Annotated in this window: 25 protein-coding genes; 9 read left to right on the forward strand and 16 right to left on the reverse strand. The window is 60.8% G+C overall.

The genetic code is table 11. The annotated features are described in order from the left end of the window. Window positions 1-84: 84 nt before the first annotated feature. On the forward strand, window positions 85-2,133 hold the full coding sequence (locus tag AC5YGJ_RS04415) for a TonB-dependent receptor (protein ID WP_496185857.1): 2,049 nt from the start codon (window positions 85-87) through the stop codon (window positions 2,131-2,133). Window positions 2,134-2,623: 490 nt separating this feature from the next. Here AC5YGJ_RS04415 and AC5YGJ_RS04420 read toward each other — a convergent pair whose 3' ends face one another. The 12 genes from AC5YGJ_RS04420 to AC5YGJ_RS04475 form a co-directional block, all read right to left on the reverse strand. After that, complete coding sequence (locus AC5YGJ_RS04420) at window positions 2,624-3,784, reverse strand: NADH-dependent flavin oxidoreductase (protein ID WP_496185858.1); 1,161 nt, start codon at window positions 3,782-3,784, stop codon at window positions 2,624-2,626. 66 nt (window positions 3,785-3,850) lie between these two features. Then, entirely contained in the window at window positions 3,851-4,519 is a 669-nt protein-coding gene (locus AC5YGJ_RS04425) for a flavodoxin family protein (protein WP_496185859.1), read from the reverse strand. A gap of 19 nt (window positions 4,520-4,538) precedes the next feature. After that, window positions 4,539-5,369, reverse strand: coding sequence for an SDR family NAD(P)-dependent oxidoreductase (locus AC5YGJ_RS04430; protein ID WP_496185860.1), 831 nt, complete (start codon window positions 5,367-5,369; stop codon window positions 4,539-4,541). Between the two features lie 24 nt (window positions 5,370-5,393). Next, window positions 5,394-5,570, reverse strand: coding sequence for a hypothetical protein (locus AC5YGJ_RS04435; protein ID WP_496185861.1), 177 nt, complete (start codon window positions 5,568-5,570; stop codon window positions 5,394-5,396). 48 nt (window positions 5,571-5,618) lie between these two features. Beyond that, window positions 5,619-6,095 (reverse strand): SDR family oxidoreductase, encoded by a 477-nt coding sequence (locus AC5YGJ_RS04440; protein ID WP_496185862.1) that lies wholly within the window; start codon window positions 6,093-6,095, stop codon window positions 5,619-5,621. Window positions 6,096-6,171: 76 nt separating this feature from the next. Next, window positions 6,172-6,879, reverse strand: a complete 708-nt coding sequence (locus tag AC5YGJ_RS04445; protein WP_496185863.1) for a dihydrofolate reductase family protein — start codon at window positions 6,877-6,879, stop codon at window positions 6,172-6,174. Between the two features lie 20 nt (window positions 6,880-6,899). Continuing rightward, window positions 6,900-7,559: an FMN-dependent NADH-azoreductase gene (locus AC5YGJ_RS04450; protein WP_496185947.1), complete on the reverse strand. Its 660-nt coding sequence runs from the start codon at window positions 7,557-7,559 to the stop codon at window positions 6,900-6,902. 71 nt (window positions 7,560-7,630) lie between these two features. Further along, a complete protein-coding gene (locus AC5YGJ_RS04455; protein WP_496185864.1) occupies window positions 7,631-8,269 on the reverse strand; it encodes an SDR family oxidoreductase in 639 nt (212 codons plus the stop codon). 18 nt (window positions 8,270-8,287) lie between these two features. Continuing rightward, on the reverse strand, window positions 8,288-9,061 hold the full coding sequence (locus AC5YGJ_RS04460; protein ID WP_496185865.1) for an SDR family NAD(P)-dependent oxidoreductase: 774 nt from the start codon (window positions 9,059-9,061) through the stop codon (window positions 8,288-8,290). Window positions 9,062-9,102: 41 nt separating this feature from the next. After that, window positions 9,103-10,038: an alpha/beta hydrolase gene (locus tag AC5YGJ_RS04465; protein WP_496185866.1), complete on the reverse strand. Its 936-nt coding sequence runs from the start codon at window positions 10,036-10,038 to the stop codon at window positions 9,103-9,105. Between the two features lie 13 nt (window positions 10,039-10,051). Further along, window positions 10,052-10,414: a carboxymuconolactone decarboxylase family protein gene (locus tag AC5YGJ_RS04470; protein ID WP_496185867.1), complete on the reverse strand. Its 363-nt coding sequence runs from the start codon at window positions 10,412-10,414 to the stop codon at window positions 10,052-10,054. Window positions 10,415-10,471: 57 nt separating this feature from the next. After that, window positions 10,472-11,389, reverse strand: coding sequence for an alpha/beta hydrolase (locus AC5YGJ_RS04475; RefSeq protein ID WP_496185868.1), 918 nt, complete (start codon window positions 11,387-11,389; stop codon window positions 10,472-10,474). A 121-nt stretch (window positions 11,390-11,510) separates the two neighbouring features. Between AC5YGJ_RS04475 and AC5YGJ_RS04480 the strand changes: the two genes are divergently transcribed. From AC5YGJ_RS04480 to AC5YGJ_RS04500, 5 genes are all read left to right on the forward strand, one after another. After that, the gene (locus AC5YGJ_RS04480) at window positions 11,511-12,515 is read left to right on the forward strand and encodes a LysR family transcriptional regulator (RefSeq protein WP_496185869.1); all 1,005 of its coding nucleotides are present in this window, start codon (window positions 11,511-11,513) and stop codon (window positions 12,513-12,515) included. Window positions 12,516-12,758: 243 nt separating this feature from the next. After that, window positions 12,759-13,487 carry an SDR family NAD(P)-dependent oxidoreductase gene (locus AC5YGJ_RS04485; RefSeq protein WP_496185870.1) on the forward strand — a complete coding sequence of 243 codons (729 nt, stop codon included), beginning with the start codon at window positions 12,759-12,761 and terminating at the stop codon, window positions 13,485-13,487. Continuing rightward, window positions 13,484-13,699, forward strand: a complete 216-nt coding sequence (locus AC5YGJ_RS04490; RefSeq protein ID WP_496185871.1) for a hypothetical protein — start codon at window positions 13,484-13,486, stop codon at window positions 13,697-13,699. Before AC5YGJ_RS04485 ends, AC5YGJ_RS04490 begins: the two co-directional genes overlap by 4 nt. After that, a complete protein-coding gene (locus tag AC5YGJ_RS04495; protein ID WP_496185872.1) occupies window positions 13,696-14,043 on the forward strand; it encodes a phage coat protein in 348 nt (115 codons plus the stop codon). Before AC5YGJ_RS04490 ends, AC5YGJ_RS04495 begins: the two co-directional genes overlap by 4 nt. A gap of 1 nt (window position 14,044) precedes the next feature. Continuing rightward, window positions 14,045-15,364 carry a zonular occludens toxin family protein gene (locus tag AC5YGJ_RS04500; RefSeq protein ID WP_496185873.1) on the forward strand — a complete coding sequence of 440 codons (1,320 nt, stop codon included), beginning with the start codon at window positions 14,045-14,047 and terminating at the stop codon, window positions 15,362-15,364. A gap of 1,187 nt (window positions 15,365-16,551) precedes the next feature. On the opposite strand, the gene AC5YGJ_RS04505 is transcribed toward AC5YGJ_RS04500, so the two are convergent. Further along, window positions 16,552-16,911, reverse strand: a complete 360-nt coding sequence (locus tag AC5YGJ_RS04505) for a DUF3653 domain-containing protein (protein WP_496185874.1) — start codon at window positions 16,909-16,911, stop codon at window positions 16,552-16,554. Window positions 16,912-17,244: 333 nt separating this feature from the next. On the opposite strand from AC5YGJ_RS04505, the gene AC5YGJ_RS04510 reads away from it, so the two are divergent. The 3 genes from AC5YGJ_RS04510 to AC5YGJ_RS04520 all read left to right on the forward strand — a co-directional run bounded on the left by AC5YGJ_RS04510 (window position 17,245) and on the right by AC5YGJ_RS04520 (window position 20,849). Next, window positions 17,245-17,907: a hypothetical protein gene (locus tag AC5YGJ_RS04510; protein WP_496185875.1), complete on the forward strand. Its 663-nt coding sequence runs from the start codon at window positions 17,245-17,247 to the stop codon at window positions 17,905-17,907. 646 nt (window positions 17,908-18,553) lie between these two features. Continuing rightward, on the forward strand, window positions 18,554-19,828 hold the full coding sequence (locus AC5YGJ_RS04515) for a TnsB C-terminal domain-containing protein (protein WP_496185876.1): 1,275 nt from the start codon (window positions 18,554-18,556) through the stop codon (window positions 19,826-19,828). A 7-nt stretch (window positions 19,829-19,835) separates the two neighbouring features. Then, the gene (locus tag AC5YGJ_RS04520) at window positions 19,836-20,849 is read left to right on the forward strand and encodes an AAA family ATPase (protein ID WP_099552197.1); all 1,014 of its coding nucleotides are present in this window, start codon (window positions 19,836-19,838) and stop codon (window positions 20,847-20,849) included. A 1,456-nt stretch (window positions 20,850-22,305) separates the two neighbouring features. On the opposite strand, the gene AC5YGJ_RS04525 is transcribed toward AC5YGJ_RS04520, so the two are convergent. From AC5YGJ_RS04525 to AC5YGJ_RS04535, 3 genes are read right to left on the reverse strand one after another with little or no spacing between them, the layout of a single operon-like run. Then, window positions 22,306-22,830: a Pycsar system effector family protein gene (locus AC5YGJ_RS04525; RefSeq protein WP_496185877.1), complete on the reverse strand. Its 525-nt coding sequence runs from the start codon at window positions 22,828-22,830 to the stop codon at window positions 22,306-22,308. Beyond that, window positions 22,775-23,650 carry an E2 domain-associated cysteine-rich protein gene (locus AC5YGJ_RS04530; protein ID WP_496185878.1) on the reverse strand — a complete coding sequence of 292 codons (876 nt, stop codon included), beginning with the start codon at window positions 23,648-23,650 and terminating at the stop codon, window positions 22,775-22,777. Before AC5YGJ_RS04530 ends, AC5YGJ_RS04525 begins: the two co-directional genes overlap by 56 nt. After that, window positions 23,650-25,182, reverse strand: a complete 1,533-nt coding sequence (locus AC5YGJ_RS04535) for an adenylate/guanylate cyclase domain-containing protein (protein ID WP_496185879.1) — start codon at window positions 25,180-25,182, stop codon at window positions 23,650-23,652. The genes AC5YGJ_RS04530 and AC5YGJ_RS04535 overlap by 1 nt, the downstream gene beginning before the upstream one ends. Window positions 25,183-25,270 lie beyond the last annotated feature (88 nt).

A 25,270-nucleotide genomic window follows, 5' to 3' on the forward strand; every position in this document is an offset into this window, starting at 1 on the left:
GTGTCCTGTAGAAGGCTAGCTATGTTATATCATTGCATATTAAGAAGGTCAGCCCGCCTCCATTCCCCTCCTCATCAGACGCTCATGAAGATCCATACCTTGGTTGTAGCCATTGCGGCCGCCTGCCTGTCCATGCAGGCCAGCGCGCAATCGATCGATTCCGCACTCACCCTGGGCAAGGTCGATGTCCACGCGCATTCGGAAGGCCAGCTCACGGCACACCAGGTGCTGACCTCGGTTGATGTGCTGGCTGCGGACCAGATTGAAGACAAGAATGTTTCGCAGAGTTGGGAACTGCTGGGGCAGATGCCGGGCATCCAGCTCACCGAAACCCGCCAGGGCGCCGAGTCCGGAAAGGTCAGCTTCCGAGCGTTCAACGGCGAGGGCTACCTCAACGCCATCAAGACCCTGATCGATGGGGTGCCCAGCAACGTCAACAGTGGCAACCAGCGCTTCATCGATATGCTGTTCCCGCTGGAAATCAGTTACATCGAAGTGGTGCGTGGCACCAATGATCCGCGCTACGGCTTGCACAACATCGGTGGCAACGTGAACTTCGGCACCCGCCAGGGTGGCAACTACACTGATGCGCGGCTAGGCTACGGCAGCTACAACACACGCAGCGCCCAGCTGGCGCTGGGCCGGGAAGGCAATGGATTTGCCCATAACTACTTCGTGGGCTACCAGGACTCCGATGGCTACCGCGACCACGATACATCGAAGAAGTACAGCGTCGGTGGCAAGTGGTTCTACGGCAGCCTGGAAGAGGACGGGCTGCGCGTGGGTCTGACCGCCCGCGCCTACCACAACGAAGCCGGAGAGCCCGGCTTCATGACGGCAGAGGAACTGAATTCGCACCGCCGTGGATCCGATCTGCGCAATCGCAACGACGGCGACGATCGTGACATGCGCCAGGTAGCCGCCCATGTCGATCTGAAGTTGGCCGAGAATCTGTACCTGGGCAGCAAGCTGTACTACAACAGCTATGAAGATGATCGCCGCATCACCTTCAGCGACCTGCCCATCGGTAATGCGCCGCGGCAGCGACGCATCTGGGACGAAAGCCAGTTCGGCATGCTCAACACCCTGACGTGGAATGCCAGCAGCATGCTGACCCTGGAAGGTGGGTTCAACTATGAGCTGCAGGACAACCGCTACCAGCGCATGCGCTTCAGCTACGCTGAGCCGACCGACTTCTGGGCGGTCCCCGCGCGCATCCAGAATGATGAGCGATACAGCTTCGACAACTGGGGCGCGTATGTGCAGGCCATCTACCAGCCTATCGAGGCATTGAAGATCGTTCCCGCTTACCGTGTTGACCGCTACAGCGGCAGCACGCGCCTGGTGGATGGTACGACCGGCAGGTTGCAGCGCTACGGAAACATCAACCAACCCAAGCTGAGCGTGGTCTATGCGCTGACCCCTGGTGCCAATGTCTACGCCAACTGGGGGCGCACGGCCCAGGTGCTGACCGGCGGCACAGCGCCGGCTTACCTGACGCCAGGGCAGGTTGCGATGAGCCCGTCCACCAACACCGGTATGGAACTGGGAGTGAAGTTCAGTCCCTTCCACAGTACACAGGCGCGCCTGGCCGTCTGGCAGCAGGACGCCGAGAATGAGATTTCCAACATGCCCGCGACCGGCACTACCGTGCAGCTGGGCAAGACCCGGCGCCGGGGCGTGGATGCGCAGATCACCGCACAGCTCGGTGAACGCTGGACGGTGTGGGCCTCACATGCGTACCAGGAGGCGAAGATCGAGCGCGATGGCCGCGTCGGTGTGGAATCGCTGGAAGGCAATGAAGTGGCTGCGGTGCCACGCTACATCAGCAACATTGGTGTCGATTTTCGTGCCACCGACGCGCTGAAGATCGGTGTGCAGGGCCGAGCGCAGGGTGACTACTACCTGGAAGAGCGCAATGTGGCTGGCAAGTATGGCAACTTCGCCTTGCTCGATCTTAGTGCAAGTTACCAGATCGACCCCACCTGGAGCGTGGACCTGCAGCTGAAGAATGCGACCGCGCGCAAGTACGCCTACGTGTGGTATGACAGTTTCTTCCAGAGCCAGACGCAGCCGATGTTCTCTCCCTCGGCCGGCCGGCAGCTGTACATAGGGCTGAACATGAAACTGTGAGCAGCGATGGGGCAGCGTGATCGCATCAGTCGCGGCACAAGTGCTGTGGTCGCCTGGAAGGAGGTGCGGCAGTTGCCTGCCGGTGTTGATTATCGGGCAACGGGGATTGGCGAGATCCAATGGGCGGGTCGAATGTCCACTTCTGGCCGGAAGCGGACATCGGCGGGGAAGGGATTTGGGATGTTTATCGGGGATAGGGCGACTGTCCACTTCTGGTCGAAAGCGGACATCGCGGGGGGAGGCGATTGACCTGCGTTGACGCGGGTCGGCGGCGCGGATGGGGTGCCGGAGCACCCATGGTCGCGATGCACCAATCGGATAGCCGCTTAAGACCCCCATTCACATGCCTGCGTCGCCCCGTGAGGCATCTACCTCTGTAGGATCCAACCCATCAGAGCAGGATGGACTGGTACGGCTCATATGACATGAGTGGGCAATATCGGTCGCTGCGATGCCAAGCTGTCTACGCGACGAGGGTGCGGAGCCGCGTTTAGCTGCACGCCGCCTCCGGCGTTGCAACCGATCTCGCAGGGAACCACCCGGGACTCGAACGGATCACCCCAAGCAGCTTGGCAGGAATCTTCAGGCCAACAGCCTCGGCGTCTGGATCCAGCGCCGTCACGATGTCACCGTCGCGTGCCGCTACTGCTTTCTCCACCCACTGCGGATCCAGCACCAGGCCACGTCCAACTGCAGCAAGAGACAACCCTCGGTCCAGAGCGTTGCGAGCATCCCGGGGCAGTCGTAGCTCGCCTGCGGCCATCAACGGCAGGCGCCCAGCAACGCGCTCAATGAACAGCTCGGCGGTGGTTCGCTCATCATCCGCATCCAGAGGCTTTCCTACCAGGACGTTGTAAAGGGATGCATGCAGGTAGTCGAGGTTGCCCTCCTCAATCAGCTTGTCGACCAATGCCAAGGCATCCCCGACACGCAACGCACCGTCACCCGGTTCCTCGGGCGAAATCCGATACCCAAGCAGAAAGGGGCGCTGGGCGCGAAGCGAGATCACGCGACGCACTTCGCGTACGACCTCCAGAGGGAAGCGCATCCTCGCCTCCAGCGAACCTCCCCACTCGTCGGAGCGCTGATTGAACAGCGGCGACAGGAAGTTCTGGATCAGGAAGCCGTGTGCCCCGTGAAGCTCCACGCCATCGAATCCCGCCTCGATCGCGCGACGGGTGGCCTCACCAAAGTCATGGATGACAGCCAGGATCTCATCAGGGTCAAGTGCGCGGCTGGCCACTTCTCCATTGTTGAAGGGCCCCTTCGGTGCGGCCATGGCACTTGCGCTTACCAGCTCACCCTCCAGGATCAGCGACGGCACCGCTTTGTTACCCGCGTGGAAGATCTGGAGGACTGCAGGAGCGCCGCCGCTCCTTGCGGCCTGTGCAAGCTTCCGCAAGCTTGGGATGAATCGATCATCATGGGACGCGAACTCGTCGGTGAAGCCGACGCCGTTGGCTTGCACCTGGGTACAGCCCGTCAGCACAAGGCCGACGCCCTGCACGCGTTCGCGGTAATAGGACAGCTCCTCGTCGGAAACTGTCTGGTCTGGGTTCGAGGACCAGGTCGTCATCGGTGCCATCACGATTCGGTTGCGCAGCACCGTGCCGTTGCTGAACACGTAGGGTTCAAGCAGTAGATCATTCATCATTGCGTTCACATGGTTGGTGCACCCCACTGATGGGGCGCACAATGGTTTCAATTTCCACTCGTATTAAAGAGGCGAGTCCGGGTTGATTCCGAACCATTCCCGGTCAATCGCCTCAAGCATCTCTTCAGGTAACAGCTGTCGTGTCATACGGCCACGGAGTAGCTGCCGATGCTCGAACGAGCGCGCTCCGCGGCTCATCACCTTGTCCCGGAACGCCGAGATATATTCATCGCCAATGTGGCTGTTGTAAGTGTTGAACAGCACCACGTGCTTGCCATCAAAGCGATTGTTCTCGACGAATGACCAGATGGGCGGAGCGGGGCTGTAGAGCCAGACCGGGGAGCCCAGCCAGACCGTGTCGAAGGGTGCCAGGTCAATGGTCCTCGGCCATGTCCTCGGCAACGCCCCTGCGTCCCGCTTCAATCCATCCGCGGCCCTCAACGCACCCACGAGACCGCCAACACCAAGCTCATGGCCGGGCACCTTCAGGGCGTAGAGGCGCGCCTTCAGCTGCCGGGCGACATGCCGGGCTGCAAGACCTGTGTTCCCGGAGCGCGAGTAATACACCACCGCAACACCGGATACGCGCGCGTCTGCGCCCGGCATGTAGGGTTCGATTCCCACAGTCTCGCCGGCCTGCCGTCGCTCGATGACGCTCACCGCAAGCAGGACGGCAAATCCCGCGAGGGACGCCACTGCGATCGAGGCGCCGATAATCTGGATCCAGAACATGCGCCTCACCTCCTGTTCCTCAGAAGTCAGTGGAGCGGGTCAGTTCCTCGAACCTGCCCGTCTCGGCAATTCGGCCTTCCAGCGTCGGCATGACGAAGTCCACTGCATCGCTGCCGATGAGCAGCTGCCGCGGCGGATGTTCCATGCCGGCGACCTGAAGGACGACCTGTGCAAGCTTGGCCGGGTCTCCCTGCTGCTGGCCATCTGCCGATGCCAGCAGGATTCGGGCGTTTCCAAACGGCGCATAGTCGGCAATCGACACGTCACCGTACCGGGCGGACCGGTCATTCAGGAATTCGGTACGGAAGAAGCCCGGCTCGATCGCGGTGACGTGGATCCCAAGCGGCGCTACTTCATCTGCCAGCGCCAGCGTTATTCCCTCAACGGCGAACTTCGACGCAGAATAGAACGTTGCGTTGGCAACAGCCTTCACGCCTGCAATGGACGAGGTATTGATCACGCGCCCACGGCCTTGGCGACGCATCACCGGAAGCACCGCCCTGAGGACATTCGCCATGCCGAAGACATTCGTGGCGAACTGCTGCTCGATCTGCGCGGCGGTTGCCTCCTCGAAGCGCCCGAGCAGGCAGAAGCCAGCGTTGTTGACCAGCACGTCAATCCGCCCGAAGCGAGCAATGGCTGCATCGACTGCGGGTTGTGCGTGCGCCTGTCTGCTCACGTCAAGGACCTGAAGCTCGATACGATCCTGAGGCGCGTCTGCATAGGCAGCACGAAGCTGCTCCATGCTGCGCCCCGTGGCCACGACACTATCGCCGTCTGCGAGCGCGGCCTTGGCGATCTCGAGGCCCATGCCTCGCGATGCACCCGTGATAAACCAGATTCTGTTCATGTCAGTTCTCCTGAAGCGCAAACCTCAGAGGGTCAGCTGCAGGGTAGGGCGGATAACGATGTCGTCCAGCAGCACGCCTGGCGGCTGAGCGAAGGTGTAGACCAGTGCGTTGGCGACGTCTTCCGGAGGAAGTGCGTCAATCGCTTCACGACGCTCCCGCATCACGTCCGAAGGCACGTTGTGGCCCCACTCGGTGTGCACCGCACCCGGATGAATCAGTGAGACCCGGATGCCTTGCCCTGCAAGCTCCTAGCGCAGCCCATCGGAGAACCCGCTGACAGCGAACTTTGTCGCGCAGTACACGGCCCAGTTGGGGGCGCTCGTCTTGCCACCGACACTTGAGACCGTGGAAATCATTGCCCCGGGCCGGCCCTTCATCAGCGGCAGAGCGGCGTGCGTGCAGTGGAGCACGCCATAGAGATTTGCATCGATCTGGCGGCGCCAGTCGTCAGGAGTACTGCCTTCGAATGGGCCCGCAATACCCATGCCGGCGTTGTTGAACAACAAGTCCAAGCCATCAAATCGCTGGCGGACTTCGCTGAAGAGGGCCGCCACCTGGTCTGGATCTGCTACGTCGGTTGCAATGGCAAGTGCCTGCGGTCCGAGTTCGGCCGCCAAGGCCTCAATGCGGTCCTTCCGGCGCGCGGACAGCACCACCGACGTGCCCTCTGCAACGAGTGCTCTCGCCGCGGCTTCGCCAATGCCACTCGAGGCACCAGTGATCACGGCGATCTTTCCTTCAATGCTATTTAGCTTCACAAGAGTATCTCTTCAGGGGCCGAACCGGATTGATTCGACCGTTTCAAGGGGTGACGTAGCGCACCCACAGCACGTCATCCGAAAGAACCTGCGCTGACTTCAGCGTGTACGTGCGTGGTGGCTGCGAGCTCAGGCTCGCCGGGCGTTGGAACGAGGTCGGGGTGTCGTTGGCATCATCCAGGGCAGGAACGGTCACCAGGCTGATCTCGTCGATCAGTCCCGCATGGAGGAAGCTTCCATTGACGATGGGCCCCCCGGAAACGACCAGTGTCTGGATGCCAAACAAGACCTTCAGCTTCTGCACCGCCAAGCCCAGATCGAGCTCATCGCCACCGGCGAAGATGTACGAGATCTTCCGCTGGTGGAGATAGGAGACGTAATCATCAGAGGCGCGGTCCGTCAGCACTTCAATCAGATGCGCCTCTGGCCGCAACCCATACTGGACGGTGTTCCTGTTCCAGGGGAGCTTTCCGGAAGCATCGATGGAGACGACGAAATCACGCGCACCTGCATCACCGATGTAGTCCTGTCGAGCCACGCGGGGGGCTTTGGGATCAAAGCGGGGGGCCCCAGTACCGGCGAAGTACGCCATCGTTACCCGGCCGCAGAGCCAGGCCTGGCTGCCAAAGCTCAGATGCGTCTCGTCATAGGCACGTGCCAATGCAGCGCGAAGCGGAACATCCATGAACGGGCCGTAGGCCTTGCCAGTGATGGATGTTTCCATGTGGCAGATGATGTGGGGACGTTCCATGGGTTGGCCTCTTTCGTTCTTCAGAATAGGGTTGTTGTCGTCTGCTGCCGATCGTGCTGATAGCGGTCAAGCAGTGCGGCTGCCAGGCACTCCATCCTCGAGATCGCGTTGGCCAGGGATCGCCGCAGTGCGTGGCCTCCTTCGGCGGTGTGCTCGACCGCGATGGCATGTATCTCGGTGATTCCAATGCGGCCCAGCGCAGCGCGCAGGCTGGACTCCAGATTGTTGAGGTGCGCGAACTCGCCGCCTTCATCCATGCCGTGGCCACCGCGCGCACTCAGCACGACCACGGGAAAGAACCGCTCGCAGAAGGCTCGTCGAGGGTCGGCGTTTTCTGCGTCATCCGGCACGGACCGGCTTTGGTGTACAACGTTGGCAAGCCATGCTTTGAGGCACGATGGCATCGTCAGGTCGTACAACGGCGTTCCAATGACGACCATGTCTGCCCAGAACAGCTCATCCACCATCAGATCACTCTCAGCCACGGCGTCGAGCTGTGCGCGTGACAGCGGACCACCATCACACACCGCCTGAATCCAGCGCGGACCCACCTGTTTTGGTGGTGCCGCTCCCAGATCCCTGTACTCCACTTCGCTTTCTGGCCACGCATCCAACCAGCAGTCGACGAGATGTCTGCTGAGCCGACGCGAGTAGGAGCCATGATGGCCGGGAGGACACATGGCTCGCAGGCCCGGGCGACCACTGGCATCAAGGTGCGGGATTCTCACTGGGTGCCCGGGATCCGTCGCGGTTACATGAAGTACGGCTTGTCGCCATCGCTTCCTGGCTTGTTCAACCCCAGATTCCCACCAGTGTGGCGAGTTGGATCGACGATGATCTGGCTGATCAGGTCACCCACGCTCCTGCGGGAAACCACGGTGCCTTTGAACGGCTGGCCCTTTTCCGTGGTCTCGTAGTCCACCTCGTCCTCGTCAGTCAGCCAGGCCGGGCGCAGGATCGTGTAGTCCAGGCCAGAGGCCTCGATGGCGTCCGCTGCACGCCTGAACGGCTTGAGGTCTTCGCCGATGATGTCGTTGTTCCACTCGCCGAACTTGCCCGGAACCTCGTCGTAGATGCCCAGCGAGAGGACGAAGATCAAGCGCTTGACGCCTGCGGCGTTCATCGCGGCGATCACCGCCTGTGCTTGCTTGTCCAGGTCTTCGCCGGTCAGGTTGGCGTAGACGACGTCCTGTCCTGCGACCGCATCCTTCAGCAGCTTCTTGTCCAGGACGTTGCCGATGACCACCTTCGCGTTGGCAGGTTCTTTACCCGTCAGTTTCTTCGGGTCACGCAGAAGCAGGGTCTGCTGGATGTTTTTCTCTGTGGCGAGCGATCTGATGACCCATTGGGCGATCTGGCCGCTTGCGCCCAGAATGAGAACGTTCTTCATGATCACGACTCCTTGTTGTCAGGCACCGATGTAGGCGCCGTTGTCTACCACCAGAACCCGCCCGGTGACGGCGCGTGCCATGTCGCTTGCCAGATAGAGGATGGCGTTCGCCTGGTCCTCGGGCTGCGTGAACGGCAGGGACTGGTCGGTGTGCTTGGTGATGTAGGGAACCATGGTCGATCCCCCGGTGAGCTTGCCCGCCGCCCAGTCACGGGCCATCCGCGTATCGGTATTGCCCGGGGCCACCGCATTGCAGCGGATGCCGGTGCCCGAGAAGCGAACCGCGATGTTGGTGGTCATCGCGTTCACGGCGGCCTTGGTGGAGACGTACGCCAGGCCGCCCAGCGGCAGTGATCCGTTCACCGAAGTAACGTTGACGATGGCGCCGGTGCCTCGCGGAATGAAGTGACCGACGGCCTCGCGACAGAAGCGGAATACGCCGGCGTAGTTCACCTGCACCACTTCGTCAAAGTGCTCGTCCGTGTACTCTTCAATGGACATCATGTCGCCATACCCGGCGTTGTTCACCAGGATGTCGACCTGGCCGAACGCTTCGATTGCCTTGGCGAACACCAGCCGGGGCGCTGCCGGATCGGCCGAGTCCGCGACGATGCCCAGTGCATTGCCACCGGCGTCTTGGATGTCCTTCACCACGGCATCAAGGTCGGCCTGCTTGAGCGCAGTGAGGACGACATTCGCGCCTTGCTCGACGAACAGCTTTGCCGTGGCCAGGCCGATGCCCTTGCTGGCACCGGTGATGATGGCGGTCTTTCCGGACAGTAGGGGTTTCATGTTCACTTCCTTTGCTTGCTGATTGACGACCTGCCGGTCGGTCAGAGGTTGGCCTTGAAGAACGGAACCACCTGGGCCATCGCAATCGCGACCGGCTCCGGCTTGTCGTACAGGTCGTAGTGCGACCAGCCTTCAGCGACGACGATCTGCTTGTTCTCGGAGGCCGCGCGGCTGTAGATCTCCCAGCCATCACGATAGGCGCCGAAGCCGCCGGGCTTGTCACCGATGACCACCATCAGTGGCTGGGTCAGCAGCACCTCGGCGTTGAGGAACGCATCCCAACCCATCGCCGCACCGCTGAAGGACATCAGCTGGCTGGTGGCGCCATTGGGCTGCTGGCCGCGAGCCGTCTTGTAGTACTCGGTGGCTTCCAGTACGTCGATATCCGTGATGCCTGCAGCCTTACCCGCTTCAACCGAATCCGGCAACAGGTTGGCTACATCACGCTCGGCACCCTGCGCCTGGGCCGTGCGCATGGCGGCGATGTTGGCTGCCAGCTCGCGCGGCTTGAACTGTGCGAAACCCTCGCGGATCAGGCGGCCGTAGTTCACGCCGGTGATGGATACCAGCGCCTGGATGCGGTGGTCGGTGATGCCGGCGTGGATGGTGTACGCACCGCCGCCGCAGACACCGATGGCACCGATGCGGCCTGCATCGACGTACGGCAGCGACTGCAGGTAGTCGACGGCGAAACGGATATCCGAAACGCGGATCGACGGATCTTCGATGAAGCGAGGCTCGCCGCCGCTGGCGCCCTGGAAGCTGGCATCGTGCACCAGCACCACGAAGCCCTGTTCGGCCAGGCCCTTCGCGTAGATGTTGCCCGCCGTCTGTTCCTTGCAGCTGCCGATGGGATGGGTGCTGACGATGGCGGGGTACTTTCTGCTTTCATCGAAATCAGCCGGCAGATAGAGATCGGCCGCGGTCTGCCAACCTAGGTTCTGATAGCTGACAGTCCTGATGGAAATGGAACTCATGGCGTTCTCCTGGTCAGATGCCGCGTTCTTCAAAGACGCGACGGGCGATGCCGAGAGCGGTGGAGGCAGTCGGCCAGCCGGAGTAGAAGGCGAGATGGGTGATCAGCTCGACCAGTTCTTCCCGCGTCACACCGTTGTCCAGCGCCTTTCCGAGGTGGAAGGGCAGTTCGTTGATGCGATAGAGCGTAACCAGCGAAGACACGGTGATCAGGCTGCGATCGCGGGGGGAAAGGCCAGGCCGTTCCCACAGGTCACCGAAGAGAACTCGGTCGGTGTAGTCGGCCAGTGCGGGGGCGAGATCACCCCAGGCCGCCTGGGCTGCCGAAGGCGCCTTGTCCTTCGATGATGTGGATGTAGTCATGTTCTGCTCACGCATTCGATGGGATGCCCAGGCGGCCCGGCAATGCCGTAGCCGCCTCACCGGGCATCTGGATTACTTCAGACGGGTCTGGAAGAACGGGGCCAGCACCGAGACCGCCTCATCGACGAACCTCGGCACGTCATACAGCGACATGTGGTTGGCGCCCTCCACCACGTGCAACGCCTTGTCCTTGCTCGCAGCCCGCGCCAGCAGGTCATCGCTCATCCACTTGCTGCCCGCAACGCTGCCGGCCACCGCCAGGATCGGCTGGGTCAGGAATGCCTCGGCCTTGTTGTAGGCGTCGTAGGTGATGATCTGGTTGAGGTTGCGGGTCAGCGCGAAGCCCGGCGCGTTGGGGTGTTCGGCGCGCGGGGTGTGGTAGTACTCCCATGCTTCGCGCAGCTCGGCATTGGGCGCGTCTTCTTCGCGCAGCGGTGCCAGAGGAATGGTCGCGAACTCGCCCGAAGCGATGTCGGTGGTGCGCGCATTGGAGCCGAAGTCCAGGTAGCCCACGGCATCGGCGTCCTTGACCGTGTTCTCCCAGCCATTGCGGAACATCTGGCCGATGTTGACCGCACTGACCATGCCCAGTGCCTTGATGCGACGATCGTTGATGGCGGCGTTGGCGCTGTAACCAGCGCCGGCGCAGATACCCATCGCACCGATCTTGTCCTGGTCCACGTAGGGGAGGGTGGTCAGGTAGTCGATGACCGCACTCACGTCCTCGGTGCTGACATAGGGGTTCTCCAGCTGCCGCGGTTCGCCGGTGCTCGCGCCCTGGTACGAACGGTCGAAGGCAATCGTGACCAGGCCTGCTTCGGCCAGCTTCCTGGCGTACAGTCCGGCGGTCTGCTCCTTCACGCCACCACCGGGATGGGACACGACGACTGCCGGGCACTTTCGGGCTTCGTCAAAGCCTTCCGGGAAGTACAGGGTGGCCGCCGTGGTGACGCCCTGGCCATTGAGATTCTTGAACGTGACGTTGCGCATGTGCGTGCTCCGGTGTGGGTGTGAGGTGGCCGGCTCTGCTGCCGACAGAGCCCATCCTATTGACCGGATTGGGTCCAATAAATAGTCTTCCGGATACATGAGCCGTAAGAAGAACTAAACAATGCCCATCGAACCTTCGCTCGTAACGTCCCTGACCTGGTTCGCCCATATCGCCCGGCATCGCAGCTTCACCAAGGCGGCCACCGAGATGGAGATCACACGGGCAGCGCTCTCCCAGCACCTCAAAGCACTGGAGGAGCGGCTGGATGTCAGGCTGCTGCACCGCACCACCCGGAACATGTCGCTGACCGAAGAAGGACAGCAGCTGCTGGACGTGCTGCAGCCGGCACTGACGGCGATCGAGAAAGCCGTGGAGGAGCTGGGGGAGGTCCATGCAGAGCCTTCGGGTGTGATACGCATGAACTCTTCGCGCATCGCGTCACGACTTCTGCTGGAGCCGCACATGGGCGAGTTCCTGGCACGTTATCCCAAGCTGCGGCTTGAACTGATCATGGATGACGGCTTTTCCAATCTGGTCGCCAACGGTCTGGACGCCGGCATCCGCCTGGGCGAGAGCCTGGACGAGCACATGGTGGCCGTGCCGATCACGCCCCCCTTGGAGATGGCGATCGTCGCATCCCCGGCCTACTTCGAGCAGCACGGTCTACCCGAGACTCCCGCTGATCTGATCCGGCACAACTGCCTGGCCTACCGGTTCACGTCCAGTGGGACGATCGACCACTGGACGTTCACTGCACCAGATGGCCAAGGCCGAAAGCTGGTCTTCGAACCGCAGGGCAACGCGGTGTTCAACGACGACGACAGCATGCTCCGGGCCGCGCTGCAGGGTGTGGGACTGATTCGCCACATCGATCTGTGCGTCAGCGAGCACCTGGCCAGCGGTGCACTGGTGCGCGTGCTGGCGCCGTGGTGCCGTCCATTTCCCGGCTTCTTCCTGTACGTCCCATCGCGCGCCCAGATGCCGGCGAAGGTCCGGGCATTGATGGACTTCCTGGTCGAACGACGTGAGCAGCTGGCCTCACCGCAGCGCAGACGCGTGGTGGCCGAAGATCGCCGCGCAAAGAAACGACACGGCAGCCGCCCCAAGGCACTGCCCACCGGGTAGCAGGGATTCAACGTCTGCGCGGAGCATCGACGGCACCGGTGTTTACCGGCTGCGCTCATGCGGGGTCTCGGCGTTTGTTTAGCTGGCCTAACGACTCATGCACCAATCATCTGGGTCACTTCGTTCTGGTCAATCGCATCGCCTCCTTGATCGTTGACGGCGGACGACTGGTGAGTCTGTCGTCCGCAGGTCACCGCTTGAGTGACGTTGATATCGATGATCCGAACTTCGAACGGACTGCCTATGACCCCCTGGGTTGCCTACGGCCGGGCCAAGACTGCCAACGTGCTGTTCGCGGTGGAATTTGACCGGCGCCATAAGCATCGCGGTGTCCGTGCCTGTGCGTTGATGCCAGGCGCCATCGCCACGGAACCTGGGCGGTATGCCGAAGAGGGCGTGTTCCAGGCCTTGCTGGATGACATGAAGCAGGTGGGCGCTCCCGACCTGGTCTACAAGACGATCCCACAGGGTGCGGCCACCACTGTATGGGCTGCTGTCACGGCCCCGCCTGAGGAGATCGGTGGACAGTACTGTGAAGATTGCAGTGTTGCGCCCATTACTGAAGGTGCCAGTGTTCGATATGGCGCTTTTGCTTATGCGCTTGATGCGGACAACCGACCCATGCCGGTGATGGTGGTGATCCGGGTGAAGGCGGTGGCGGTGATGGCGGCGGCACAGACCCGGGCGGCGGCGATGGTGGTGGCGACAACGGAGGCGGCGACGGCGACGGCGGTGGCACCAATCCCGGTGGCGGTGATGGCGGCGGCACTGGGCCGGGCGGCGGTGACGGTGATGGTGGTGGCGACAATGGGGGAGGGGACGGTGGTGGCGGTACAGGCCCGGGGCCGGGCCCAGGCCCCGGCGATGGTGATGGCGATGGCCCGGGACAACCCGGGGGCGACGGTGACGCGCTGTATGAGGCGAAAGGCAAGACCGTCGAGAAGCTCTACGACGACTTCGCCGAACGGGTGAGCAAGGCCCCGATCATTGACGCCACCAAGAGCTTCTTTGAGATCAGCGTCAGCGCCTCCTGTCCTGTTTTCACCTTCCCGGCAACGCCGTATTGGGACGCCATGACGTTCGACTTCCTGTGCAAGCCTGAGATCGTCGCCATCCTTCAGCTGCTGGGCTGGCTGCTGCTCGCGTTCGCCGCCTTCCACACAATCAAGATCGCGCTCACATGATCAACCTAATCGCATTCGTGACGCTGCAAGCCGGGTGGCTCAACGACCTGACCGAGTTCATACGCAAGCAGGTTGAGCGCCTCTGGACGGCCATCGTTGAGTTCTTTCGTGACCTCGTGCTGTACGCGATTGAACAGGTCCTGGACTTGGCCGCACACGCACTGGAAAAGCTGCCGGTGCCTGAGTTCATGACCGAGTACAAGCTCGGAACCCTGTTCGCCAACGCCGGGCCGACCATCGCGTGGTTCGTCAACATCTTCAAGATTCCCGAGTGCATGACAGTGATTTCGCTCGGAATCGTGTTCTTCATCACCCGGAAAATTCTGACCTTGGGGAAGTGGTGAAATGCTAGTTTTCAACGAGGGCGTACCGCGCGCAGGCAAGAGCTACGATGCGGTCAAGAACCACATTCTGCCGACGCTCAAGAAGGGGCGCCGGGTGTTTGCGCGCCTCAATGGCCTGCACCATGAGCGCATCGCCGAATACTTGAACATGCCCGTGGATGAGGTCCACCAGCTGCTGACGCTGGTTGAGACCAAGGACGTTGCAACGACCTTCGTCTGCTCCAGGCATCCGGAAACCGGCCAGTGGTGCATTCCCGATGAGTTCAAGGATGCGCTCGTCGTGATCGATGAGGTGCACGAGTTCTACGTCGCACAGCGCAACCAGCTGCCCGAGGAAGTGGAGAACTTCTTCGCCCTGATCGGCCAGAACGGCGGCGATGTGCTGATCATGACGCAGTGGATCAACCGCGTGCATCAGGCGGTGAGGGCGCGTATCGAGCGCAAGAACGTCTTCCAGAAGCTCACCGCTGTTGGTCTGAAGTCGCGCTATCGCGTCACGTATTACCACACCACCAGCCCGGGCAAGTTCGAGGTCGTGGGTGGCAAGACGCTCAAGTACGATCCGGCCATCTATCCGCTGTATCACGGCTACGCGGTCGGCGCCGAGAACGCGGAAGTTTACGAGGAGGGCGGAACCAACATCTGGAAGCAGCTTGGGCCCAAGATCGCCGTTGCCGCCGTGGGCCTTGTGGTGGGCATCTGGGCGTTCGGCGGCTACTTCGTCAGGATGATGGACGACGATGAGCCTGAAGCTGCCGTAGAGGCTCCGGCAGGCGCCAAGGCAACGCAGGGGCAGGGGGCCAACAAGCCCATCAGCACCGGCGCTGTGCCGGCCGCGGCCGTTCCCGTTCCGGCGGCCGATCCAATGGCCGGGATGACCGTGGAGCAGCGCTACGTGGCCGCCATGACGCAGGCGAATCGGATTCGGCTGGCCTTTACTGCCCAGTTCGGGGAGCGCTCGGTGGGCATGGTCGAATGGGTCGATGGCTCCGGCAACACAGTCGATCAGCTGACCTTTGACGCGCTGATTGCGATGGGTTACCGGCTGAGGGTTGCCGTGTATGGGGTGCGCCTGACGGCAGGCTCCTTCGAAACGGTCGCAACGGCGTGGCCGAGGAAAGCACCCCAGCGCGAGGAGGAGCCGCGGTTGTACCGCCTGGACAGTGACCGTGCCGCCGCTGATTCTGCGAGCGTAGCGAGTGGAAGCGGCGGCGGCGCGGGCACGGTCATGGCGGCAAGTAGCGGGGGCGCCATCGTGCGCGTAGGTGAGCGCCCCATGGGCACGTTCCCGGAATCGAAACCCTACCCGCCGAGCTTCTGATTATCGTGACGCGTCACGCCCGATTGGCCTGACGCACTCGGCGCGGTAAGCTTCCGCCTGCATAGGGGGAAGCAATGAAGAAATGGATTTCAGCTGGTCTTCTGCTATTCGCGTGCAGTGCGCACGCCCAGCAGGTCAACAAATGCGTTACCAAGACCGGTACCGAATATCGATCCGGACCTTGCGATGACGGCGTTGCGACCAAAACGTGGTCTGCGGAGGTCGCCCCGAGATCACCCGAAGTAGTCGCCAATGAGCGTCGCCTCGATCTGATCCGCCAAGAATCTGCCGCCAGGACACAACGCACACGCACTGCACCGGCTTCTCGCGGCACCGCAATCCAGTTCTCCCAGTACAAGAATCCGGATCGCTGCGCTTGGGCGAAGGCCCAACGTGCCGCCGCCTTCGAGGCTGCGGGCCACCGACGCACCTTCGCGCTGAGCCGCCAAATGGATGACTTAGTCTATGAATCTTGCAAGTAGGCCCACCTTCGTGATCGCGAAGCGTAAATCAGCCCTAAAGGCCCATTTTTGAGAGTGCAATCACAATGGCTGACTGGATTGATGGAATAGCATTGATCGGAACTCTCGGGTCACTATGGATTGCACGGAGCGCACTGAAGCTATCGAGAGACGCGAACCAGCTACAGCAACGAATGGCGCTTGCACAGGTTCGGCCATGGGTAGTTACAAAGGGACCTTGCAGTCTGACCGCCCCTCTGTGCATCGGGCGTCCGGTTTCCTTTGCGCAGTGGATCACTCTTAACGGCAATGCTCCGGCAGTTCGGCTACGAGTCGATTCGTACTGGGAGCTGGTTGCAGCCGAGAATGCCAAACAGCATTTCGGTATTGAGCGGGTCTGCATTCAACGGCGCATCGGTGAGGGCAGCTTAGGCGTGTTGGCGCCTGGGCAAAGTCAGTGCTTGGTGAACGGGAAGAACAAGTGCCTGTCGGAATCGGATTTCGGAAAGATCTTCGCCGGAACTCACGTACTCCGCATTGTCATCATTGTCGAGTACGAGCACACATCAAGCCCAGGCATCGTCTTTCGAACCACTACGGCAGCAACTTGTGATAAGTCCGTATTTAAGCCTTTTGACCGAAGCGTGGATCTGTTGCCAACACCGGATGGATTCCACTTGGAGTAGCTCCAAAGGGGTGTAGGGGCGACGCCCCTACGGAAGCGCCTCACACGCGCTGGCGAGGCCTCGGCCCACGGCTCATGTAGACCACATTGGAAGCCTCGGCGTCGGAGCCGGGATCACGCGCGCCAAACCGTCGCTCCCGCCGAATTCTGATGGCTTCGGCAAGGTAGATGACGCTAGATTTCGCCGAGCCCGAAGCTTTCCGGTTTGCCGAAGCCCGGGGAGCGGCCTCGGCCATCATCAGCCGCCATTCCCGGGCAATGTTGCAGGTCAACGACCACCAGGTCATATCGCATGGATCCAGCTGGTGACCTTCAGGTGTGAACATATGGCCGCCTTGGAAGCCGAATCCGGCACACGGGCCGGTTAGGTCAGTTCGGTCATGCGGATCGATCTCGATCATTGACGGGGCAACTGTTTCTGTACTCGGCGTCGTACCGCGAAACAGTTGCTTACAAGCGGCTGCCCTCGGTTGAAACGAGTATGAATGGGTGACCTTGCCCACTAGAAATGTACTTTGTCCGGAAAACTGCAACTAAATCTGTACTTAGCCCGTTTGGGTTCGCGGACGGAATTGTCATCGAGAGAGTCTAGGAGTACGGTTGCGCTGAACACCTAGGGCCTGCCGATCAGGCAGGCGACCTTTGTCACGGCAGGCCCAGATAGTGACATTGGTGTCGCCCTGATCGTCAGTTGTAGACGATAGAATAGTGACGCGTGGACTGGATCTCTTGAGATGAGTTTGGTGACGCGAGCGCGAAAACGCATCCTGGGCGTACGGCAGGCGCGCACCAGCAATTCTTCGAATCTCTGGCACCTCAAGTCGCCGCTCGCTAGCCATGCGGTAACCCTCAGTGGCGATCTCAGTATGCTGCTGTTCTACTACTGCGAAGGTGATCCAGCGGTCCACCGAGCTGAGTATGCAGGGCCAGAAGTTGACCTCTCGATAGGCGGCATGGAGGCGATTGCTGATGCGGTGGTCGTCCTTGAGGATGGAGCGTCCCAAGGCAGAGTGGTAGACGACGGCTCCACCAACGCCTTAACGAAAATTTCCGCACTGCAAGAGGCCGGTGGCCGATCAATCACACTAATTACCGTTGGCGATCTGATTGAAGCGTCCCTACGCATCCGTAACTGGAAGGCAGCCATCGCAGCCTTTCACCGGTGCGGAGGCGTGGACCTAGCGCCGCTTGCAGACGAAGTGGAATCCCATGTCCGGCTTCGCCGCTTCACCACCTTGGGAAATCTAGTCAATGACCTGGATGCCCATCATGCATCCCATGTAGTTGGGGCAGCCGTACTGGCGTTGCGAGCGCGCTCATTTCTATCAAACCTTGATACCGCGCCATGGTCTTTGCACACGAGGTTGATGAGGGTCGATCATGCCCGCCTTGCCTAGGTACACAAGAAGAACGTTGCCCGCTGACCTCAGAGATATGTCGGCGTGGCCGTCTTTTGATTTCAGCGTGCTTAGTCCGGAGGATCTAGCTGTATGGAACCGTCGCAGGGCTGCGCTTGCTTGCTACCTCGCAGGCGATCCAGTTTCATTGATCGAAGAGCGACACGGCTACCAATGTCATCAGGTTGTGCTTTTCTTGAACCGATGTCTCCACGTAATGCACGATGGCCGACTCGCCGGCTTCATGGGCTTGGTAAAGGGTATTCGGACCAAGCCACCTGTTCGAAGACGCCCCGTCCGCTCTATGCCCCATCTGTCACGCGGTGGGTACGTAGGCGCACTTGACCAGACATTCAGGATTAGTCCGAGCATCCGAGTCGCCTTGGATAAGTACTTGGCGACGGGTGTCGACCCTGCGGGGAACGATCGGGGGAGGGTAACGCCCCGCACAGCACATCAAGTTTTCCTGAGGCTCTGCACTGATGCAGGCCTTGGACCTTCAGACTGGCCGTTCTGCGTAGAGCGCCAAGGACGTACCAGTCTTACCCAATACTTACACCGATTCTTTGCCGACAACCATCAACAGGTAGCGCTGCTTCAGTTCGGGGAGATTAGCCGAGATCGCTCCAAACGGGGCAGATCGCCATTGGAAAAGATCGAGGCGAAGGCTCCCTTCGAAGTGGTAGAGGCAGATGAGCACGAAGTGCACATGATCATCTCGGTCGGCATTGAGACGCCGAAAGGAACGAAATATGTCCCCTGCCGGAGATTGACGCTGATCGTAGCGGTGGACCGTTACACCAACTACATCTTGGCGTGGGATTTGGTAGCGCGTCGCCAGCCATGCAGTGCAGACTTCCTGGAATGCATCGATCGAGCGATTGCAGGACAGTGCCTTTCGGTTGAAATCAAGCAAGCGTTGCTATCGGGAGTGCGGCGCACCAATCAATGTGGACTTCGAATCGGCTTTGACACGCTTTTCGTCGACAACGCACTGGCGCACCTGTCTGACTCCGTATGCGCCAAGGTCCGTGAATCCGCTGGTGCCGCTGTTAGTTTTGGCGCGATAAAGCGCCCCCAGCGGCGCTGCCTGGTGGAGCGTGTTTTCAGCTGGATGGCACGAGAACTCTTCCATCGCTCACGCGCCACAACCGGGAACAATCCCGTAGACACGCGACGAGTTCACCCAGAGCGCGCGGCTGTAAGCATGAAGATCTCCATGGAGGACATCATGCATGCAATGACAAATGCAGTAGGGCTGTGGAACAACAAGCCCACTGAGGCCAATTATGGAAGTAGTCCCGCTCAGCAGATGCTAGATTACTATTTCAATACCAGCGGGGTGCTGCCGCCACTGTGCCCACCCCCTGACCTTACGTCCCTGCCGCTGAGGCTTGAAATCTGCATGCCTACCGTACGCGGAAGTCAAGCGAAGGGTAGGTTGCCGTATATAACGTATGCCTCCGTGGAGTATTCATCCAGGGAGCTCGCGGCACGGTGGGACTTGGTAGGTAAGAAGATCCGAGTGCACGCCGACCCTAACGACATTTCTACCGTCAAAGCCTACACCGTAGAGGGCGAAGTACTTGACGAGCTACTGCCAATCTCCAGTCGTTGGCGGTATCCGCACTCGCGCGAGATGCGCCGCTTGCTCAAAGCCAAGATCAAGCATGCGCATGACCTTCTTGACCAACATCCCGCCCAGGAGTTCCTCGCGGACCAGGAACAAGCTGCACTTGAAGCAAACGAAAAGTCAGCCCGGGTGACGCGAGCTGCCTCCATAGTCGCGGAGGAGGCCCGCAAGGGATATACCTCTGAGCAGCCGCAGCCGACGCACTCGAAACGCGTATCCACACAGCAGCTTGTACGCCGACTTCGTAAGCCAACGGTGATCGACTTCAGCGTAATTGGGAAAACGTGAGGAGCTTATGCACGCCAAGGACAATGTGGAGGCGATCCGTGCGACCTATCCGGACCTGCTCGCTGACCATCCGTTACTGAGGGGTAACGCGATACTTGCCACGCCCGCCGTGAGGGAGGCGGCGACGCTCATCTTCGATAAGGCTCGCCGTGCGCGGTCATCGGTTGCATTCTGGGCGCACCCACTCTCCGGGAAGTCATCATGCATTGCCGCCCTGAGAAAGCTGGCACCTGTTCAGTTCCCACGCTGCGGCTTCATAGTATATGAACCTTCCTCCAAAGAGGTCCCTGCGGAAGGCGCACTGATTGAAGACCTGCTTTCCGAGATCGGCTATGAGGGCCGCATTGATCGCACCCTGACCGGAAAGCGTAATCAGCTTGAACGAGCGCTTTACTCGCTGGCTATCGCTGGAAGACGCATCTTCCTGGTAATTGACGAAGCTCAGAACCTCCACGCAAAGGAGCTCGGGTGGCTGAAGCGCCTGGTCAACTGGCTCACTGTTCGAGATATCAAAGTGACTGTGGTGCTGTTTGGCCAAAGCCAGCTGTGCGCCATGCATGACCGACTCAAGGTCCAAATGCCGGACTTCAGTGAGAGGTTCATGTCGCGACTCAATGAGTTCAGAAGCCTGCAAGACGCGGCTGACATACGAGTATGTCTGCGCTGTTGTGACGAGGAGGCGCAGTATCCGACGGGATCTGGGTGGTCGTACACCCAGTATCTATGGCCGCGTGCTTACGCACAGGGATTTCGTCTCGCAAGGTGTGCAGACGAAATGTTTGAGGCGTTCCGTGCCCGATCCGGGGGCGTGATTGATCGAGAGGGGGTGAGCATGCAGTGGATAGCGGAAGCGCTCATGCTGGTGGGCCTCGACGCGGAGACCAGCGATGCCGATGATCTGGTGCTGACCCGCAGCGACTGGGAACGAGCAATCGAAGACACCGATTATGGTGCGCGTAGTCCGCCCGCATTCGTGTCTGCCGCACGACGTGGCCGAGTTAATCGTCAGGATAGCGCATGATTTCCTGGAGTCGCCTGTTGATCGATGACCACTGCTCATCGTGGTCCATCGTTCAGCTTTTGGGCTGGCTAAATCGCTCACGCGTAACTTGGCTAAAGACCAAGCGAGCGTGGCGATTCCATTTGCGCGGCCAAGCCGTGCTCTTGCCGGATGCACAAGCGGTACTCTTGCCCGATACGGGTGCGAGTACGCGCCTAGCCGAGCAAGAAGAGCTCAGTGATGTGGCGCGCCTGCTCACCGAACCGCGCAGGTGGCTTGGTGAGGACGAGCTTCGATACTGCCCAGTATGCGTTGGTTACGGGATGCACTACGCGTATCAGCAGGACGATAGGTTCAGGAACTGCATTATTCATGGTATCCCCCTTCAGCTGCAGTGCCCAAACTGCGGCACTTCGCTCGACACAAAAGGCGTAAGCTGCAGTGGATACGCCTGTATTGAGTGCGGCCAGTCCCTGCTCGACGCAAGAACCTCCATGCTGCGTGGGGAATCCCAGGGCAAGCTAGCAGCTTCGGCGCTAAACGAGCTCGAAGCATGGCAGGGGGCAGTAGACCAGCTCGGCTCTGGATATCAAACGCCGAGCACGGGGTATGCGCACCCGTTATGGGGAGACCTGTCGACGCGTGAGGAGACCGGCTGGTATTGGCGCGCCATTGAGGTGAATCCGAACTCGTTGGTCGCTGCGGCACTGGAGCCGGCACCAAGCACCTTCCGCTTCTACCCATCACTCCCCAAGCTGATATCTCTGTGCGACCAGCGAGCGGGGAGGTCGGAAGAGCATACGCTCCCGGCCTACCAGCGCATGTTTAGGGCAGTTTCCCGTCACCTCCGACGAAGCCATCTACGAGGTCATGGGGCTTGCGCCAGATATGCGTTAACGGCCATGGGTGGGTTGCGAGGGCGCATCCCTAGGGAGATCTGCATATATCCAGAGATGTGCTGCTTGGGACAGGGCTATGCGCTCTGGCGACTGCAGTGGGACCGCGAGTTCAAGCGAATGGAAGCGTGGTTTGATCGGCGTAGTGCAGACGACTGGGAGGAGCAGTTGGGGCTTCCCAACCTTCCCGCCGCGCAACTAAGCCTTGCCAGCTCTTTCCAGCACTGGGTCTACGCCCTAGCGGAGATTCAGAATGCATATGCTAACTCAGACCAACGCGCAATTCTCGATGGCGTGACAGACACGCCACATTGGGCCCTCCTTCAGCCGGGCGCCTCTTACAGTTGTCCGATGCACTTTAGGCATCCTGACTTGGGCACGCTTGGTCGATGCGATCGCGGTGGCGTACGACGGCGCGAACATGAGCGAGTTCTATCCAGCTTGCGGGAAATTGGAAGACAACGGCAGGCTATCAAAGCGCGCCTGTTGGCCGACCTTTCTGTGCCACCACCATAGATCGCCAGGGAATGGCTAAGATTGAGGAACCATTGCATAAACCTTAGCCGCTGGAAGACGCGCGACTATTTCGCAGGCGATGGAAGCAGCGTAACGAGCGCCATCCAAGGTGCAATGGTCAGGGCAGTAGCGAGGTAAGACCGCTTCAAGCACTTGAACTTGGACGCCAGGATCTTGGAGTTCCTCCAGCATTGACCCAGCAGGTCTCGCTCAAACGCATCCAGTGTTCTGTCCTCGCAAGCGCGCAAGAACTCAGACTCGGTCATTTTTTCGATTCGAAGAAAGAAGATCAGCGAATTGGATCCGCCGCGAAGCTCTGGGAAGTATCCCCACCACAGGTACCAGAAGCTCAACGTCAGCGGCGTCAGGAACAGCACGCCAATGACTGAGACGAGTAGGGTGAGATCTTCCGGCCTGGGGATTCGGGTGGAAAGCATCGCCAGCATGCCCAGGTTGATGCCCAGACCGACCGATAGCTTTGTGTCCACTCGCGAGAAGAAGCCAAGCACGAGCTGCAGCTGCTGCCATGCAGCACTAACGCGGTCGCTTTGACTTGGCCGGTGGTCGCCAGTATTTGGAACTTCTTGCATGTTGAGCGCCCTTATTCTTCATGGATGCGAGTTGCTTACGCCGGATGGCCTTGCGAATGCCGCATGTTTCCAGGGTTCCGCAGCACGTCGCTCCCGCTGCGGCGAGTTGATCAAGGAAGGCCCTGTCGGCGACCGCACAGCGGTGCCGCTCCAAGATGAAGGTCGCCAAAGCTTGGGCGTGGTCCGCGCATTCCGCTATCGTGCGCTCCGGCTGGCAGCCGCAAGGGCAGGGCAGCTTCTCCGAAAGCAGGGCTTTGCTGCGGAGCGAAATGCGAGCGAGCAGCCTACCGCTACGCCAGAGTTCAAGACGATGCTTGCCCGGCCGCTGATCTTTCCGGACTTCAAAGAGTCCGGCTTGCGCCGCCTCCTTGAATTCTGGGCCCAAGCATTCGGCCGCTCGCTCTGCGATAGCCTGGTGACTGGCTGCGTCGCCATGGGCGCGGCCGTTTTCAGCGCCGGGGAAGACCCTGCGTACATTTGCGACGATTTGCTGGGCCAAGAATCGATACACGGTCGACCACCACTGTCTAGCTGCGGCATCGTCGATGATGTGCCCCGGCTTGTCTTCACCCCACCCCAAGCAGAAGGTTGCGTCAGCGTTGATGTGTCGATCAGGGCAGAATCGCGGAAGTTGGTCATATCCTGGGACTTCCCGGGCAGCCACGTTCACCCCGGTGATGGTGATCGCCAGGGTGAACACGCGCACAGCTCCGCCTGGAGGAGTGATCGAGATCTCAGCCCTTCCACCGCCTGCAGCGCGGTGCAGCGTGGCACCGTAGTCCGATGCCACGCTTTGCAGCAGCTCGAAGGCCAGCGCCATCAGCGGATATCTGCGTGCGGACGGATCGGCTGTTCAAGGGCGGGAACCACTGCGGGTGCTGCTTCTGCGTAATGGGCCGCCAACACCGCCTTGGCTACCCGGTCACCCGACGCGGCAAGCTCTTCAACCGCCGCTGCGTAGTCGAGGTTGTCCACCTTTCGGTCAGATGTGAAGACGCGGCGAACTGCGTCGGTACCGGCATTGAAGGCCTTTTCGCCGATCGCGGTCTGCACGCCATTGCACTGTCGCTGTTCTGCCTCCGAAGCCAGTACGGCCCTCCCGGTTGCGCACCGCAGCAAACTTCCCTTCATGCCCAGCCGGGACAGTGCCAGCGGACCCAGCTCAAAGCCGATCGCCAGACCCAACTGCTCAGTGGTCGAACCCTCGGAGTTGAGGTGATCAATGGCCGCAGCGAAACTGCTGCGCAGTGCACCCGCGCACTGCACGGCTGTACTCACCGTCACTTCGGTATCGGTCTCATACGAGGTCCCCTCCAGCAGCACGCCCTGCAGGCAGTCGCCGATGAAGCGAATACGCCGCCCTGCGAAGTCCAGGTGCACAACCGCATCTAGCTCTGAGCGCAGCACATGGAGAGCACGTACCAGATGCTCCGGATCCTCTTCCAGGTGCTTGTCGACGAAGTTGGTGAAGCCGTCGATGTCTGCATACAGCGACACGCCTTCGAAGCGCTTGGAGTTAGCAGCGCTAAGCAGACTAAAGTTCAGATCGGAGATCGGCGGGGCAGGTCGGCTGAACTCGAAGTCACCGACGGGCAGGTCCTCCTGCTCCTCCTTCCAGAGCTCGATGATCCGCGTTTTGGACACGCCCAGATCTGCAGCCTCGACGCAGGCCGCGACCTGGTCCTGGGTCAGTGGAGTGGTGCGGTCTTTGTCGCCGCTCAGCGCCGGCAGTTCGAGCAGCGCCCGTGCACCATGGGTGAGGTAAATCCCCTCCGCCACGCCATGGCCTGCGCACTTGGCAGCCTGATTGGCCGGGGAGCCTAGAAAGAGCGGCTCGCGGCTGGCGCGGCGACCGTTGTTGACGGCCAGCGCCATGCCGCTGTCGATGCCCACCCGGACTTGGGCATTGGGGATGTGCTCATCGGTATCGCCCGTTTCGGCCAGCACGTCGATTGTCAGCTGGGCAATGGCCACCGCGCGCTCGACCCGTGCACGTTCGTCAGCATCGCCATAGGGCTTGGTGACCACCGCATGCAACCGTTGGTTGTGGAAGTCAACGCGGACTGCCTCGCTCTCGACCAAGATGCGGTGGACGGCGCGATAGTGCTGATTCAGGAAGCGGAGAGTGCGCTTGTGGCACGTTTCGCCTTCGACATTGGTGCAGTTGAGCATGTCATGGAGATTGACAATGTCGATATAGACATGCGCGCCGTTAACCCGATAGGCGCGGTTGACCGCGATATTGTCCAACGAGGTCTCGCGCGCGTAGTCACGAATATCGACCTTACGGACTTCCTCGTAACGCGTGGCCAGGCGCTTCTTGGTGCGGTCTTCCTTCCAGCTATGTCCCATCGTCCTGCTCCCTGCGGCCAAATGGAGACCGGGCCGGAGCGGGTCGCGTCGCTCTCGGGCCGGGCACCAACCGGTTTTCGGCTGGTTC

Source organism: Stenotrophomonas sp. CS3K5 (assembly GCF_059515225.1).

Bases quoted from the DNA above. Each gene is read 5' to 3' on its own strand.
- AC5YGJ_RS04415 (WP_496185857.1), top strand. From the start codon at position 85: ATGAAGATCCATACCTTGGTTGTAGCCATTGCGGCCGCCTGCCTGTCC.
- AC5YGJ_RS04420 (WP_496185858.1), bottom strand. From the start codon at position 3,784: ATGAATGATCTACTGCTTGAACCCTACGTGTTCAGCAACGGCACGGTG.
- AC5YGJ_RS04425 (WP_496185859.1), bottom strand. From the start codon at position 4,519: ATGTTCTGGATCCAGATTATCGGCGCCTCGATCGCAGTGGCGTCCCTC.
- AC5YGJ_RS04430 (WP_496185860.1), bottom strand. From the start codon at position 5,369: ATGAACAGAATCTGGTTTATCACGGGTGCATCGCGAGGCATGGGCCTC.
- AC5YGJ_RS04445 (WP_496185863.1), bottom strand. From the start codon at position 6,879: ATGGAACGTCCCCACATCATCTGCCACATGGAAACATCCATCACTGGC.
- AC5YGJ_RS04450 (WP_496185947.1), bottom strand. From the start codon at position 7,559: ATGTGTCCTCCCGGCCATCATGGCTCCTACTCGCGTCGGCTCAGCAGA.
- AC5YGJ_RS04455 (WP_496185864.1), bottom strand. From the start codon at position 8,269: ATGAAGAACGTTCTCATTCTGGGCGCAAGCGGCCAGATCGCCCAATGG.
- AC5YGJ_RS04460 (WP_496185865.1), bottom strand. From the start codon at position 9,061: ATGAAACCCCTACTGTCCGGAAAGACCGCCATCATCACCGGTGCCAGC.
- AC5YGJ_RS04465 (WP_496185866.1), bottom strand. From the start codon at position 10,038: ATGAGTTCCATTTCCATCAGGACTGTCAGCTATCAGAACCTAGGTTGG.
- AC5YGJ_RS04470 (WP_496185867.1), bottom strand. From the start codon at position 10,414: ATGCGTGAGCAGAACATGACTACATCCACATCATCGAAGGACAAGGCG.
- AC5YGJ_RS04475 (WP_496185868.1), bottom strand. From the start codon at position 11,389: ATGCGCAACGTCACGTTCAAGAATCTCAATGGCCAGGGCGTCACCACG.
- AC5YGJ_RS04480 (WP_496185869.1), top strand. From the start codon at position 11,511: ATGCCCATCGAACCTTCGCTCGTAACGTCCCTGACCTGGTTCGCCCAT.
- AC5YGJ_RS04485 (WP_496185870.1), top strand. From the start codon at position 12,759: ATGACCCCCTGGGTTGCCTACGGCCGGGCCAAGACTGCCAACGTGCTG.
- AC5YGJ_RS04495 (WP_496185872.1), top strand. From the start codon at position 13,696: ATGATCAACCTAATCGCATTCGTGACGCTGCAAGCCGGGTGGCTCAAC.
- AC5YGJ_RS04500 (WP_496185873.1), top strand. From the start codon at position 14,045: ATGCTAGTTTTCAACGAGGGCGTACCGCGCGCAGGCAAGAGCTACGAT.
- AC5YGJ_RS04505 (WP_496185874.1), bottom strand. From the start codon at position 16,911: ATGATCGAGATCGATCCGCATGACCGAACTGACCTAACCGGCCCGTGT.
- AC5YGJ_RS04510 (WP_496185875.1), top strand. From the start codon at position 17,245: ATGAGTTTGGTGACGCGAGCGCGAAAACGCATCCTGGGCGTACGGCAG.
- AC5YGJ_RS04520 (WP_099552197.1), top strand. From the start codon at position 19,836: ATGCACGCCAAGGACAATGTGGAGGCGATCCGTGCGACCTATCCGGAC.
- AC5YGJ_RS04525 (WP_496185877.1), bottom strand. From the start codon at position 22,830: ATGCAAGAAGTTCCAAATACTGGCGACCACCGGCCAAGTCAAAGCGAC.
- AC5YGJ_RS04530 (WP_496185878.1), bottom strand. From the start codon at position 23,650: ATGGCGCTGGCCTTCGAGCTGCTGCAAAGCGTGGCATCGGACTACGGT.
- AC5YGJ_RS04535 (WP_496185879.1), bottom strand. From the start codon at position 25,182: ATGGGACATAGCTGGAAGGAAGACCGCACCAAGAAGCGCCTGGCCACG.